General features: G+C 64.5%; 13 protein-coding genes. 5 read left to right on the top strand and 8 right to left on the bottom strand.

All coding sequences use genetic code 11. The features are described 5' to 3' along the window. Nucleotides 1–101 precede the first annotated feature (101 nt). Both BBA01S_RS11615 and BBA01S_RS11610 read left to right on the top strand, forming a co-directional pair. On the top strand, nt 102–2,195 hold the full coding sequence (locus BBA01S_RS11615) for an NAD(+) synthase (RefSeq protein ID WP_027816589.1): 2,094 nt from the start codon (nt 102–104) through the stop codon (nt 2,193–2,195). A 130-nt stretch (nt 2,196–2,325) separates the two neighbouring features. After that, nucleotides 2,326–2,664, top strand: coding sequence for a P-II family nitrogen regulator (locus tag BBA01S_RS11610; protein WP_027816588.1), 339 nt, complete (start codon nt 2,326–2,328; stop codon nt 2,662–2,664). 200 nt (nt 2,665–2,864) lie between these two features. Here the strand turns inward: BBA01S_RS11610 and BBA01S_RS11605 are convergent, their stop codons facing one another. The 5 genes from BBA01S_RS11605 to BBA01S_RS11585 all read right to left on the bottom strand — a co-directional run bounded on the left by BBA01S_RS11605 (nt 2,865) and on the right by BBA01S_RS11585 (nt 7,918). Next, on the bottom strand, nt 2,865–4,016 hold the full coding sequence (locus BBA01S_RS11605) for a porin (RefSeq protein WP_027816587.1): 1,152 nt from the start codon (nt 4,014–4,016) through the stop codon (nt 2,865–2,867). 603 nt (nt 4,017–4,619) lie between these two features. Beyond that, nucleotides 4,620–5,402: an ABC transporter ATP-binding protein gene (locus BBA01S_RS11600; protein WP_027816586.1), complete on the bottom strand. Its 783-nt coding sequence runs from the start codon at nt 5,400–5,402 to the stop codon at nt 4,620–4,622. Nucleotides 5,403–5,418: 16 nt separating this feature from the next. Beyond that, nucleotides 5,419–6,132, bottom strand: coding sequence for an ABC transporter permease (locus BBA01S_RS11595; RefSeq protein ID WP_027816585.1), 714 nt, complete (start codon nt 6,130–6,132; stop codon nt 5,419–5,421). Nucleotides 6,133–6,173: 41 nt separating this feature from the next. Then, nucleotides 6,174–6,863, bottom strand: a complete 690-nt coding sequence (locus BBA01S_RS11590; RefSeq protein WP_027816584.1) for an ABC transporter permease — start codon at nt 6,861–6,863, stop codon at nt 6,174–6,176. 278 nt (nt 6,864–7,141) lie between these two features. Next, nucleotides 7,142–7,918 (bottom strand): ABC transporter substrate-binding protein, encoded by a 777-nt coding sequence (locus BBA01S_RS11585; protein WP_027816583.1) that lies wholly within the window; start codon nt 7,916–7,918, stop codon nt 7,142–7,144. A gap of 446 nt (nt 7,919–8,364) precedes the next feature. On the opposite strand from BBA01S_RS11585, the gene BBA01S_RS11580 reads away from it, so the two are divergent. Then, the gene (locus BBA01S_RS11580; RefSeq protein ID WP_027816582.1) at nt 8,365–9,063 is read left to right on the top strand and encodes a pirin family protein; all 699 of its coding nucleotides are present in this window, start codon (nt 8,365–8,367) and stop codon (nt 9,061–9,063) included. A gap of 114 nt (nt 9,064–9,177) precedes the next feature. Here the strand turns inward: BBA01S_RS11580 and BBA01S_RS11575 are convergent, their stop codons facing one another. After that, nucleotides 9,178–9,738, bottom strand: a complete 561-nt coding sequence (locus BBA01S_RS11575; protein WP_027816581.1) for a periplasmic heavy metal sensor — start codon at nt 9,736–9,738, stop codon at nt 9,178–9,180. Nucleotides 9,739–9,973: 235 nt separating this feature from the next. On the opposite strand from BBA01S_RS11575, the gene BBA01S_RS11570 reads away from it, so the two are divergent. Together BBA01S_RS11570 and BBA01S_RS11565 are read left to right on the top strand one after the other, a co-directional pair. After that, a complete protein-coding gene (locus BBA01S_RS11570) occupies nt 9,974–10,705 on the top strand; it encodes a response regulator (RefSeq protein ID WP_027816580.1) in 732 nt (243 codons plus the stop codon). Beyond that, nucleotides 10,689–12,002 carry an ATP-binding protein gene (locus BBA01S_RS11565; protein WP_027816579.1) on the top strand — a complete coding sequence of 438 codons (1,314 nt, stop codon included), beginning with the start codon at nt 10,689–10,691 and terminating at the stop codon, nt 12,000–12,002. The genes BBA01S_RS11570 and BBA01S_RS11565 overlap by 17 nt, the downstream gene beginning before the upstream one ends. 140 nt (nt 12,003–12,142) lie before the next feature. Here BBA01S_RS11565 and BBA01S_RS11560 read toward each other — a convergent pair whose 3' ends face one another. Then, nucleotides 12,143–12,409 (bottom strand): double-stranded DNA-specific endonuclease, encoded by a 267-nt coding sequence (locus BBA01S_RS11560; protein ID WP_027816578.1) that lies wholly within the window; start codon nt 12,407–12,409, stop codon nt 12,143–12,145. Between the two features lie 168 nt (nt 12,410–12,577). Next, a complete protein-coding gene (locus tag BBA01S_RS11555) occupies nt 12,578–14,257 on the bottom strand; it encodes a GGDEF domain-containing protein (RefSeq protein WP_027816577.1) in 1,680 nt (559 codons plus the stop codon). Between the last annotated feature and the right edge of the window lie 186 nt (nt 14,258–14,443).

The following is a 14,443-nucleotide window of genomic DNA, read 5'->3' as shown; positions in this document are numbered from 1 at the left end:
AAACGACCCGAACGGGTGAGGGTCGCGCATCGTTGTCCCGCCGCGCACGCTCGTGCCGCCATGTCTTCTGGCTATCGCGTCATCGCTTATCGGTTATCGAAATGAAAGAGCGCTTCTTCAATCTCTACTCGCACGGTTTCGCGCGCGTGGCCGTGGGCGTGCCGCGTTGCCGCGTGGCCGATCCGGCCTTCAACGCCGCACAGACGCTGACCCTCGCGCGCGAAGCCGCAGCCAAAGGCGCGGCGCTGGTCGCGTTCCCGGAGCTCGGACTGTCGGCGTATAGCTGCGACGACCTGTTCCATCAGCAGGCGCTGCTCGATGCCTGCGAACAGGCGCTCGCGCAGATCGTCGAAGCTTCGGCGCAACTGCCGCTCGTGATGATCGTGGGCCTGCCGGTGCGCGTGGGCCATGCGCTCTTCAACTGCGCGGCGGTGGTCTCGGGCGGCCGCGTCGCGGGCATCGTGCCGAAGAGTTTCCTGCCGAATTACGGCGAGTTCTACGAGCCGCGCCAGTTCAGCGCCGCCGATAGCGCGAGCACGGACACCGTGCGCATCGCGGGCATGGACGTGCCGTTCGGCGCGTCGCTGCTGTTCGACGCGGTGCAGATTCCGGGCTTGCGCTTTCACGTCGAAATCTGCGAGGACGTCTGGGTGCCGATTCCGCCGTCGTCGTTCGCGGCGCTCGCGGGCGCGTCGGTGCTGGTGAATCTCTCGGCATCGAACGTGGTGGTGGGCAAGGCCGGTTACCGGCAGCAACTGGTGTCGCAGCAATCGGCGCGCTGCCTGGCGGCGTATCTCTATACCTCGGCGGGCCAAGGCGAATCGACCACCGACATGGCCTGGGACGGCCAGGCGCTGGTCTGCGAAAACGGCGAAATGCTCGCGCAGTCCGGGCGTTTTCTCGACGACTCGCACCTGATTTTCGCCGATGTCGATCTCGAACGTCTCCAGCAGGAGCGCATCCGCCAGACCACCTTCGGCGATTCGATCCGCCGCCATGCCGACGAAGTCGCGAAGTTCCGGGTGATCCGCTGCGAGCTGGCGGGCGAGGGGCAAGCCCAGGGCGCGTGGACGCGCGAGACGCTCGCGCTCGAACGCCGCGTCGAACGCTTCCCGTACGTGCCGGCCGACCCGAAGCGCCGCGACGAGCGCTGCAACGAGGTCTACAACATTCAGGTGCAGGCGCTTGTGCAGCGTTTGCAGCAGGCGGGCATCAAGAAAGTGGTGATCGGCGTGTCGGGTGGCCTGGATTCCACGCACGCGCTGCTGGTCTGCGCGAAGGCGATGGATCGCCTCGGCCTGCCGCGCGCCAATATCCTGGCATACACTATGCCGGGCTTCGCGACCAGCGAGCGCACGCTGCGCCAGGCGCGCGAGCTGATGAACCTGGTCGGCTGCACGGCACGCGAAATCGATATCCGCCAGAGCTGCATGCAGATGCTCGAAGACCTCGGCCATCCGTATTCCGAAGGCAAGGAAAGCTACGACATCACCTTCGAAAACGTGCAAGCGGGCGAGCGCACGAACCACCTGTTCCGCCTTGCCAACTTCAATCACGCGATCGTGATTGGCACGGGCGACCTCTCCGAGCTGGCGCTCGGCTGGTGCACCTACGGCGTGGGCGATCACATGTCGCACTACAACGTGAACGCCAGCGTGCCGAAGACGCTGATAACGCACCTCGTGCGCTGGGTCGCGGAAACCGGTCAGATCGGCCAGAACGGCGAGAGCGGCACGGATGTGCTCGAAGCGATTCTCGCCACCGACATCAGCCCGGAACTCATCCCCGGCAAGACCGATGGCGCGCCCGAGCAGAAGACCGAAAGCACCATCGGGCCGTACGAGCTGCAGGACTTCAATCTTTACTACACGCTGCGCTTCGGTTTTGCGCCCACCAAGGTCGCGTTTCTCGCGCGCCACGCGTGGGGCGATCGCGAGGCCGGTGCGTGGCCCGAGAACGCGAAGGTCGCGCGCAACGCGTACGACCTCGCGGCGATCAAGCGCAATCTGCGCATCTTCCTCGACCGCTTTTTCCGCACCAGCCAGTTCAAGCGCACCTGCATTCCGAACGCGCCGAAGGTCGGCTCGGGCGGCTCGCTGTCGCCGCGCGGCGACTGGCGTGCGCCGAGCGATTCGGAAAGCGCGGTGTGGCTCGCGGATCTCGAACGCGTGCCCACGCACGAGCCCAAGGCTTGAGCTGCCAGCGTGCAGCGTAGAATTGCAGGATGGATGCAGGTTTAGCGTGACGCGATAGCGTCATCGTAGCGTCACCGATTAATGTCCGACTAACGTCAATCACCGCCAGATAACCCGATACGAGGCCGCCATGAAACGCATTACCGCCGTCATCAAACCGTTCAAGCTCGACGAAGTGCGCGAGGCGCTCGCCGAAGTGGGCCTCACGGGCCTGACCGTCACCGAAGTCAAGGGCTTTGGCCGCCAGAAGGGCCACACGGAGCTGTACCGCGGCGCCGAGTACGTGGTGGACTTCCTGCCGAAGGTGAAGATCGAAGTGGTGGTCGCCAACGACCAGAGCGACCAGGTGATCGACGCGATCATCGGCGCGGCGCGCACCGGCAAGATCGGCGACGGCAAGATTTTCGTGACCGACGTCGAACGCGTGATCCGTATTCGCACCGGCGAAGAAAACGAAGCCGCGGTTTAAGTCCGCAACTTTGTCTGGCAGCACAAAAGAAGAAAGGGGACGGCGCCGCAGTCACACCGACGCGGCCCGTCCCCACAATAAAAAACGGTGCGATACCCTTTCGGACACCGCACCGATACGCGCCTCTCGCAGCAGCGTGAAAACTTCGATGTAGCTGTTCTGTCTACACCCGTTTTAAAGCGTCAGAGAAACTCAGACGCTTAGAACGAGTGCTGGATGCCCGCGTACACGCCGGTCTGGCTGTGGCCGATCAGCGGGTTGCCCGTGGCTGCCGACGTACCGTAGTTGTTCGCGTTCAGGCCGAAGTTGGCCGACTTGCTGTTCTGCACCGTGGCTGCCTGGATGTCGAGCAGCGTGCGCTTGGACAGGTTGTACGAGCCGCCGATCGTGTACATCGTGGCGTTGCCGCCGCCGTTGTTCGCGTTCACGTGGTAGACCGCCGCGATCAGCGCGGCTGCCGGCGTGGCTTGCCACGTCACACCGCCCCATTCGTGGTCGAGCGTGCTCGGCTGGCCGATTGCCAGGCCCGTCATGCCCGACGAACGGATGGCTTCGTAGCCGCCCTGAACCTTGAACGGCCCGAGGAACACGTTGACCATCGCCATGTAGTCACGCGAGAAGGCGAACACGCCCTGGCCCGTGTTGGCCGAGTTCACGCCGGTCGGATCGTATGCGCCGCCGAGCGTACCGTTGTTCGGGTTGCGGATTTCGTCGTACAGGCCGCGGATCTGGAACAGCGAGTTCGTGTACGTCAGTTGCAGACCGTCTTCACGACCTTGCGTGGTCGTACCGTTGCCGTTCCAGCTCGTTGCGTTCGAGAACGAGTACTGGCCGTACACGTCGAAGCCGTAGAACTTCGGCGACTGGTACGAAACGTTGTTGCTCGACTGCGGCCAGTTGCGGCCACGCACGAGCGACGCCGACGACCAGTTCGACTGACCGAACGGGTCGAAGTCCCAAATGCCGTTCGAGATGAACAGTTCGCGGCCCAGCAGCAGGGTACCGAACTGGTCGTTCGACATACCGACCGTTGCCCAACGATTGAAGAGACCGCCGTTGCCCGGGCCTTGACCCGTGGTCGTGCTGAAGCTGCCTTCCAACTGGAAGAGTGCCTTGTTGCCGCCACCGAGGTCTTCAACGCCCTTCATGCCCCAGAGGCTGGTGCCCCAGTAGCCGCTTTCGAGCTGAACCTGGCTCTTGCCGCTGGTAGCTGCGCCCGTGCCGCCGCCAGTACCGACGCCATTCATGTATGCGACACCCGCGTCGAGGCGGCCGTAGAGCGTCACGCTGCTTTGCGCATGCGCGAGGACGCCAGCCGACATCAGTGCTGCGGCGAGCAATGCTTTCTTCATCTTCTCCTCCATACCCTGTCAAAGAGTCAACCTTAGTACTGCGAAAGACGTCCGCGCGCCTTCGGGGTGCTGCGGACAGAAATAGTCGCGTAAAGGGAGTGTGACCCGAGGGATCGGCGTTACGGAACGATGCGAGCAGGACAACCTGTTCGAGTCGTCATGCAGATCCCCTGGTTGACTGGCATCTCCCGTTCTTATTTGAAGTGAAACTACTTTTAATGAACTTTGTTTTGCTACTTTGGTTACTAATTTAGCAAAAAAGGTCGGCGCTGGCGAACGAAATCGCGCGCGGCTGGCGGGGTGTCGTCAAATTGCCATATGTGCTTCCTGGATGGTGGTCAGGCGATTCCGAAAAGTATGCCTAAATCCTTGTAGGACAAGGCACACACGGATTTCTCCGGGGCCTCTTCAGGATTGCCACTATTGACGGGCGAAACACTCAGGAGTAGTGCGAAAAGTGCGCTTTTTACCGAAAAAACCGGCGTTCGAGCGGATCGGAGAAGGCAAAAAGAAAAGGCGCTGAAAGCGCCTTGAAATACTACTTTTACTACATCGCAAGATTGGTGATGTAGTCGACTACATCGCGTAGTCCTTAGCGCCCCATCACTTGAGGCTGCCCGACAGGAACTGGCGCAGACGCTCGCTGCTGGGGTTGGCGAACACCTCGGACGGCACGCCTTCCTCTTCCACGCGGCCCTGGTGCAGGAACATCACGTGGTTCGACACGTTGCGCGCGAAACCCATTTCGTGCGTGACGACGATCATGGTGCGGCCTTCCTCGGCGAGCTTCTGCATGACCTTGAGCACTTCGCCGACCAGTTCGGGGTCGAGCGCGGACGTCGGCTCATCGAACAGCATCACGTCGGGGTTCATGGTCAGCGCGCGGGCGATCGCCACGCGCTGCTGCTGGCCGCCCGACAGGTGCGACGGATACTGCGTCTCCACGCGCGGCGCGAGGCCGACCTTCTCCAGGTAGACGCGCGCGCGGTCTTCGGCTTCCTTGCGCGAGAGGCCGAGCACGTGCACCGGCGCCTCGATCACGTTCTCCAGCACCGTCATGTGCGACCACAGGTTGAAGTGCTGGAACACCATCGCGAGCTTGGTGCGCACGCGCTGCAACTGCTTGACGTCGGCCACCACGAGCGCGCCGGTGCGCTTGTCGGTCTTCGTGACGAGTTCCTCGCCATCGACGACGATGCGGCCGGAATTCGGCTGTTCGAGGAAGTTGATACAGCGCAGCATCGTGCTCTTGCCCGAGCCGGACGAGCCAATCACGCTGATCACGTCGCCGGCGTTCGCCTTGAGCGACACGCCCTTGAGGACTTCATGGTCGCCGTACTTCTTGTGGATGGAGTCGACGAAAAGTTTCTGCTTCTGGGAATTCATCTATGACCTCGATGGCTCACTTGCCTTGCGGTCGCAGGTATGCGAGCCAGCGGCGCTCGGCCTGGCGGAACAGCCACACGAGCGTGAAAGAAATGATCAGGTACAGCACGGCGGCGATGCCGAAAGCGCCAAACGACTGATAAGTCGCCGAATTGACGTCGCGTGCGATCTTGAGGATGTCGGGCACGGTCGCCGTGAACGCCACGGTCGTCGCGTGCAACATCAGGATGACTTCGTTGCTGTAGTAGGGCAGCGCGCGGCGCAGCGCCGACGGCAGGATCACGCGGCGATACAGCGTGAACGGGCTCATCCCGTAGGCGCGCGCGGCTTCGATCTCGCCGTAGGGCGTGGCCTTGATGGCGCCCGCGAAGATCTCGGTCGTGTACGCGCAGGTGTTGAGCGTGAAGGCGAGCAGCGTGCAGTTCATGCCGCTGCGGAAGAACGCGCTCGTCAGCTCGTGGTTGCGGATGATGTCGAGGCTGTAGAGGCCCGTGTAGCACAGCAGCAGCTGCACGTAGAGCGGCGTGCCGCGGAAGATATACGTGTACAGCCATACGAGAAACGACAGCCACTTTTTCTTCGAGACGCGCGCCACGGCTAGCGGCACCGACAGACAGAAGCCGAGGCCAATCGAAATCACCAGCAGCCATGCCGTGATGGCGACGCCCGTGAAGTGATAGCCGTCGGTGTAGAGGTAGTTGCGCCAGTATTGCTGGATCAGCTCGATCAGGTCTTGCATTGTCGTTGGCCTTGTCCTGTGCCTGAGTCGCTTTAGAGATCCGCTTTGCGCACGCCGGTGGAGTAGCGCTTGTCGAGATACATGAGCACGAAGTTCGAGACGGTCGTGATGACGAGATAGATCGCGCCCGCGAGCAGCGTGAAGAAGAAGAACCGCAGCGTGCCCTTGCCGGCGTCCTGGCTGGCCTTCACGACATCGGCGAGACCGATGATGGAGACGAGCGCGGTCGACTTCACCAGCACCTGCCAGTTGTTGCCGATGCCGGGCAGCGCGAAGCGCATCATCTGCGGGAACATCACGCGCGTGAACACCTGCCAGTTGGTCATGCCGTAGGCGTGGCCCGCTTCGAGCTGGCCCCGCGGCACGGACAGAAACGCGCCGCGGAAGGTCTCGGTGAAATACGCGCCGTAGATGAAGCCCAGCACGATCACGCCGGCGAGGAACGGATCAATGTCGATCTGATCCATGCCGAAGTGGTCGGTGACCATGTTCAGCCAGATCTGGATGCTGTAGAACAGCAGCAGCATCAGCACGAGATCGGGTACGCCGCGAATGATCGTGGTGTAGGCCGTGCCCGCGCCGTGGACGATGCGATTTTTTGACAGCTTGGCCGCTGCGCCCAGCAGGCCGAGCACGAACGACAGCACGAGCGAGAGGACGGCTAGCTTGACGGTCTGCCAGGTGCCGGCGAGGATCAGCGGGCCGTAGCCTTGAAGAAACATAGGTGAGTCCCTGACGGGGCGCCCTCGACTTGCGTGGGGCGCGTCCCGCGAAAGACGCGGCAGTCGCTGCCGCGGTTCAATTGCCGTTCATGCGCGGCCGGCGTGGCTGGCCGCGTTCCCGTTGGTGCGATGGTTCGTTGTTCTGCCTGCGGCCCGAAACCGGAGCGCGCCGGGCAGCATGGCTGTCGCTGCGAAGTTGCCACACTGTATACGAAGGCCCCGCGCGGTCTATCGGGGCGGGCCCCCGGACACGCGGCCCGCGAGCTCACTGACCTTGCTTACTTGCCTTTGTAGATATCGAAGTCGAAGTACTGCTTCGCGATCTTGTCGAAGGTGCCGTCCTTGTGCAACGACGCAAGCGCCGCGTTGAATTTCGCCTTCAGGTCAGCGTCTTCCTTGCGCAGGCCGATGGCGGTGCCGTCGCCGATCGTCGCGAGGTCTTCCACTTCCGGGCCGGCCCAGCCGAAGCCCTTGCCGCGCGGCGTCTTCAGGAAGCCGTAGTCGGCCTGCACTTCATCTTGCAGCGTGGCGTCCAGGCGCCCCGACATCAGGTCTTGATAGACCTGATCCTGGTTCGCATACGACACCACGTTCACGCCCTTCGACGACCAGTGCGCCTTGGCGTAGGCTTCCTGGGTCGAGCCCTGCTCGACGCCGACGTTCTTGCCCTTGAGCGAAGCGGGCGTCGGCAGCAGCGGCGAGCCGGTGCGCGCGATCATGCGTGCGGGCGCATCGAACATCTTGTCGGAGTAGTCGATCTGCTGGGCGCGCTGCGGCGTGATCGTCAGCGACGAGATGATCGCGTCGAACTTGCGGGCCTTGAGCGCGGGGATGATGCCGTCGAGGTCGTTTTCGACCCAGACGCACTTCACGTTCATGCGCGCGCACAGCGCCCTGGTCAAGTCGACGTCGAAACCGGTGATCTGGCCGTTGGCGGCCTTGGACTCAAACGGCGGATAGCTCGCATCGACGCCGATACGCACGGTTTTCCAATCCTTGGCCGCGGCGCTTCCTGCAACGAGGGCGAGCGCGACGCACACTGCGAACTTCTTCATCTTTCTCCTGATACACGGGCGCGGCTCGTCGCGTGGATGTCGCGAGGAGCCGTTTGATCGACGCCGCGGCGCGGGCCGCGCGTCTGCGGGCCGGCTCATGACCGGGCGCCGCCATTCTAGGCGATCAAAAATGCGGGCCGGACGCGCGATGCGTCCCCAACCGGCGCGAACCGGCAGGGACGCCCGGGTGTCCGGCCGTGCGAAGGCGCGGACGGTGGCGCCGGCCGAAAAGGGCGGTATTTTACCCGAAGCGCACGCCCGCGCGGATCGTTCCCGGTGCGGCTGTGGCTTGGGCCTGACAGAGCGTGGCGCCAGATGAAGCTAATCGGCGTCGTTGCCAGGTCGATTGAGGTTGCTGGTGAAACGATCCGGTGCGCCGCTGCGGATTGTCCTGGCGGGCTTTCGGCCCTATCTTCCGTTATCGACACGACTTACCGGAGAAACCCATGCTTGCTATCCGACGCTCCGCCGAACGCGGCCACGCCAACCACGGCTGGCTCGACTCGTATCACAGCTTCTCGTTCGCGGACTATTTCGACGACGAACATGTGCACTACGGCGCGCTGCGGGTGCTCAACGACGACCGCATTGCGGGCGGCAAGGGCTTCGGCGCGCATGGCCACCGCGATATGGAGATCGTCACCTATGTGCTCTCGGGCGCGCTCGCGCACCGCGACAGCATGGGCAACGGCTCGACGATCCGGCCCGGCGACGTGCAGCGCATGAGCGCGGGCACGGGCGTGATGCACAGCGAATTCAACGCGTCGAGCGACGAAGAAGCCCATTTGCTGCAGATCTGGCTGCTGCCGAGCGAGCGCGGCGGGGCGCCGGGCTACGAGGAAAAGCGCTTCGACGACGCCGACAAGCGCGGCCGCCTGCGCGTGATCGCCTCGCCCGACGGGCGCGACGGATCGGTGACGGTGCAGACCGACGCGTCGATCCACGCCGCGCTGATCGATGGCGACGAGCGCACGGAGTACGCGTTGCCGGCGGGACGCCGTGCTTATGTGCATGTCGCGCGCGGCGCGCTGGAGGTGAACGGCCAGCGCCTGGAAGCGGGCGACGCGGCGATGATCGAAGCCGAAGCGGCGGTCACGCTGTCGCACGGCGATCAGGCCGAAGTGCTGCTTTTCGAGGTTGCATAAGCCGCCGCTCAGGCGTCCGACGCCGACAAGAAAAACGCCGCGGGATGCAAATCCCGCGGCGTTTTTCTTTGCGGCGAGCGCGTCAGAGCAACCGCAGCCCGCCGGATCAGACGCTTATTGCCCAGCCGGAGCCGAAGCCGCGCCCTTGCGATGCTCCCAGTGCTCGCGCATTTTCTCGTGGCGCTGCTCCATCTTCGCGAAGTGTTCCTTGAGCGCCGAGCTCACGGTGGTCTTCTGCTGGTCGTTCAGGCCGTTGTAGAACGTGAGCCACGCCTGCGCGGTCTGCTCGCGCAGTTGCGCGTCCTGCTGGTCGATCTGCTGATGCGTGTTGTGCATCGCGTTCAGGTCGAGGATCGGCTGGTTCTTCTGGGCGTCGAACTGCTGCTTGAGCTGCTCGTGGTTCTTGTGCATCGCCTGACCGTTCTGCTTCATGGTGTCGACGGCGGCTTGCCACTGCTTTTCCTGCGCGGCGCTCAGGTTCAGCTTGTCGTGCAGCTTTTTGGCGGCCATCATGAAGTCGCCGTGGTGCATGCCCGGGCCGCCATGGCCATGCATCATCATGCCGGGGCCGCCTGCGGGCGGCGGGGGCGTCTGGGCCTGGGCAGCAGTTGCGCCGAGGGTGAGTGCGAGAGAGGCAGCGGCGATCGCGAGAAGGCGCGAAGGGGTCTTGTACATGGTGAAGCTCCTGACGAATCCTTGAAGGTTTGGTCCGGTATGGCACGGCGCCCTGCGAAAGATGCGGGTGTCCGCAACCGGTGTCCCTAGCGTATAGACCGGTCGTGCCCCTCGTGTTACCGCTCAACCCGCTGTCATTACGCGACATTACGGCGGCCTTTCGCGGTAACTTCTCGTAACCCAAAGCGCCTCCGTGTAAGCAAACGGCTCACACGCGCGCGTTAAACTTCGTCCCATGGCTACTCAAATTCTGGTCGTCGATGACGACGTCGAACTGCGCGATCTGTTGCGCGACTATCTGGCGCGGCAAGGCATGGAAGTGTCGGTGCTGCACGATGCGGGCTCGCTTGAGCGCCGCCTCGAGCGCGAGCGCCCCGATCTGATCGTGCTCGATCTGATGATGCCGGGCGTGGACGGCCTCACGGCGCTGCGCAAGCTGCGCGCGTCGGGCGACGACATCCCGGTGATCATGTTGACGGCGCGCGCGGACGACGTGGATCGCATCGTCGGTCTCGAACTCGGCGCCGACGACTATCTCGGCAAGCCCTTCAATCCGCGCGAGCTGCTCGCCCGCGTGCAGGCGGTGCTGCGCCGCCGCCGCACGGTGCCGTCCGCGGCGGCGCCGGAACAGCGCGAACCGTTTTCGTTCGGCCGCTTCACGCTCGATTTCCAGTCGCGCACGCTCCAGCAGGAAGGCAAGCCCATCATGCTGTCGGGCAGCGAATTCGCGCTCCTGAAGATTTTCGTCAATCACCCGATGCGCACGCTCACGCGCGAGCGCCTGCTCGAATTGCTGCACGGCCCCGAATACGACGGCACCGACCGTGGCATCGACGTGCAGGTGTGGCGCCTGCGCCGTATTCTCGAATCCGACCCGTCCACGCCGCGTTTCATCCAGACCGTGCGCGGCCGCGGCTATGTGTTCGTGCCGGACGGTGAACAGGGTAGCCATGCGCCGGCCGGTTGATTCGCTGTTCGGGCGGCTTGCGCTGCTCTTCGTCGGCGTCCTGCTTTTCTCGCACGTCGCGTGGTTCGCGCTCATGCGGCTCGAACGCGATCAGTTGCAGACGCGTTACGCCGTCGAAGAGGCGATGTTCCTCGTCGACGCCGTGCGCCAGCACGTCGAGCGCGAGCCCGACCAGCCGCTGCCGTCGCGCGTGCGCGTGATCGCGCCCGACAGTCCCGAAGTGCCGCCGCTGCGCAGCGACTATCCCGAGCCGCTGCGCCGCTTTATCGACGACATGCGCGATCGCATGCCGCCCGGCACCGAGGTGCGCGCGGGCCTGCCCGGCCATCCTCCCACGCTGTGGGTAAAAGGGCCGACCGACAAGCAATGGATCGTCGTGCCTGGGCAGCCGCTGCGCATCATGCGGCCGATCGACAAGGCGCCGTGGTTCATCATCATTTTCTCGGCGGCCCTGGTGGCGGCACTGGTCGCGGCGTGGATGGTGCAAAAGCCGCTGCGCGCGCTTGCGCATGCGGTCGCGCGCTTCGGGCGCGGCCAGCCGGTACCGCCGCTCGCCGAACGCGGGCCGCGCGAGTTGCGTCAGCTCACGCGCGGTTTCAACCAGATGGTCAAGGAAGTCGAGCGCACCGACAAAGACCGCGCCGTGATGCTTGCGGGCGTCGCGCACGACCTGAAGACGCCGCTTGCGCGCCTGCGCCTGCGCGCCGAAATGATGGACGAGCAGAAGATGCGTGACGGCGTGGTGCGCGATGTCGAGTCGATGGCGCATATCGTCGATCAGTTTCTGGTGTTTGCGCACGACGGGGCGGATCGCAGCGAACCGCTCGAAGTGGACGACCAGTGCGAGCGCATCGCGCGCAATTACCGCACGGTAGGCGGCGAGTCGCTCATGATCGAGCGACGGCTGAAGGCCGGGCCGGATTTCCGTCTGCCTGCGGCCACGCTCGACCGCGTGGTGTCGAACCTGCTCGACAACGCGCACGCCTATGGCGCGCCTCCCGTGGTGATCGAAACCTCGCGTGGTGCGGACGGCTTCACGCTGTGCGTGCGCGATCACGGCAAGGGTATTGCCGATCAAGACCTCACGCAGGCGAGCCGGCCGTTCGTGCGGCTTGATCCGGCGCGCGGCGGCAACGGCCATAGCGGGCTGGGTCTCGCGATCGTGGAGCGTCTCGTGCGGCGTGCGGGTGGCGAAATCGCCATCGGCAACGGCGAAAGCGGCGGCCTCGCGGTGCGCATGACGTTTCCGTTCGAGGTGGTCGAGCGTACCGTCGCCGAGGCGGCGCAAATCTGGTGAGCGCCTCGCGGCGCTGACTGGATGGAGAAGTGGAAGTTGGCTTCGGAGGGCGCGCCCGCATCGGTAGTGCACGGGCGCTGAATCAAGCCAGGTTCAGGCAGTTATAGACGCGAGATCGACCTGAGATCGACGCGCAGCGATCAAACAGAAAACAGCGTGTCCAGAGCGGCGGCGGCTTCGTTGTCGACGGTGTTGTAGGTCACGCTGCCCGCCTCGAAGATGTAATGCGTCGTGTACTTGCCGAGGCGGGCAAGAATCTCTTCCTGCACCAGCTCAGGCGCGGCCTCGAGCTTCAGGTACCACGCGGTCGATGACAGGCGCGTTTGAAACGCCCCGTATTCGACCATCAACTGGTCGAACGCGAGAGCATCCTGATCGCGACAGACGATGACCAGATTTCCCTTCATGCATGCCTCCTCAATGTGCTGTGACTACGGTGCGTAGCACGCGCACGCCCTGACGGGCGCAGCACGTTTTCACGCACCCCGTTTAACCGATGATACCGCGTTGGAGGCCAAAGCCCTGGCCGAGCCTTGCAGCGCACCATCCGTGCGGCTTTCCGTCTGTTACCGGAATCACCATGTTTCGGCGGCCGTGCGCGGCGGCACGGCGCCATCGGCGGTCATCGCCTCGCAGCGATCTCGTCCGCCTGCCTTGGCCATATAGAGCGCGAGGTCGGCGCGGCTCATCAGGCGCTCGGGCTGATCCTGGGACGGCGCGAGTTCGGTGATGCCGATGCTCACGCTCAGGTTGGCCTCCGCGGGCAATCCGGCGGCGTGGCTCGCCTTCACTTCGCGGCGCAGCCGTTCGATCACGTCGTGGCCGGTCGATAGCGACGTCGAGGGCAGCAGGATGCCGAACTCCTCGCCGCCCAGCCGTCCTACCGCGTCATCCGAGCGCAGTTCGGCGCGGCAGGTTTCGACGAAATGCTGCAGGGCGCGGTCGCCCGCCGGATGGCCAAAGCGGTCGTTGATCTGCTTGAAGTGATCGAGGTCGGCGATCGCCATGCACAGCGGCTGGCCGTGCGCATAGGCGCTGTCGATCTCGCGGCGCAGCAGGTCGAGGAAGTAGCGGCGCGACAGCGCGCCCGTGAGCGCATCGTGGCGCGCCTCGGCGGCGAGCAGTGCGTTGGCGGCCTGCAACTGGCCGGTCAGGTCGCGGCTCGCGCGGTGCAGGCGCCGCTCGCGCACCCACGCTATCGAAATCACGGCGGCGAGCGCCGCTGACCCGGCCAGCGTCAGAAAAATCAGCAGCCGGTCGCGCCGATGATTGGCGAGCAGTTCAGGCCACGAAACGAGCGGATCGACCAGATGCGCCGATAACCCCGAATTGAGCCCGCCGCGTTCCTCGTAAAGCGCGGGCGCCTGGCGGCCCGGCAGATCGACGAGCGCGTTCGCGTCGGCCTCCGGCATCCATGGCGCCTGGGAACTCGCGGCGCGCGCGGCGCTTTGCAGGGAAATTTCGCTGAACCGTTCGCGCAGGTAGGTGTTCACGCGATCGACGGCGTTCATCTCCTCGACGTGCGAGCCTGGCATGGCCAGGCCTTCGAGACTGCTGTCGTGCGCCATCACGATCACGCCATTGCTGTCGGAGACGAAGGTGCCCGGGTGCGTGACCCAGTGCCGCAGCCGCGCGATGCTGACCTTGGCGACCACCGCGCCCACCAGCAGGCCGTTGTCGTAGGCGGGCGCGGCCACGAAAATGCCGGGCTCGCCGCTCGACGTTCCTACGCCGTAGGTTTCGGAGAATGCGCCGAGCAGCGTGTCGGTGAGGTAGGCGCGTGGGCGCATGTCCACGCCGACGTAGGAGATCTTGTCCATCGCGTTGCTCGACGCGATGCAGATGCCGTTGGCGTTGACGAGCCAGATCGCGTCGAGCCCCGAGAAGCCCTGGGCGTCGTGCAGGAAGCGGTTGACGCCCGTGAGTGCGCTCACGTGCTGGAGTTCCTCGCGCCGCGCCAGTTCCGTCGAGCTGTGCGAGGCGGCATAATGCGCGGCCGTGGAAAGCGCGTTCTGGACGATGTGGGTCTCGGCCATGGTCGCGGGGATGGCGCGCGACATCGACAGGTCGCTTGCGATGACCTCGGCCATGTTGTCGACGACCGAGCGCGTCATCTGGCGCTGCGAGGTGAGCGCGGCGTCGAGCTCCTGGCGCACCATGCGGTCGGCGAGCCAGCCGGCGCCCAGCCAGCAGACGAGCGCGACCACCACGACCCCGATGGGTCCGGCAGCCTGACGCAAGAGTCTCCTGTTCATCGGCCTTCTGGTTCGTGAGTGCGAGGGTGGGCGCTCGGGTAACCGGGCGGATTGGCACGGCATCCTTTGGTGCATCTGGTGCATGCAGGACGTTCGGCGAGCCTTGCCGTGTCGCGATTTTAACTCTCGATTGGCGGGGGAGAAGGCGCAAAAGGTGCGCATATGACGGTCATACCGACACAAAAC

This window comes from Paraburkholderia bannensis NBRC 103871 (assembly GCF_000685015.1).
GTDB classification, from domain to species: Bacteria; Pseudomonadota; Gammaproteobacteria; order Burkholderiales; family Burkholderiaceae; genus Paraburkholderia; species Paraburkholderia bannensis.
This window is presented reverse-complemented; position numbering and strand designations above follow the sequence as displayed.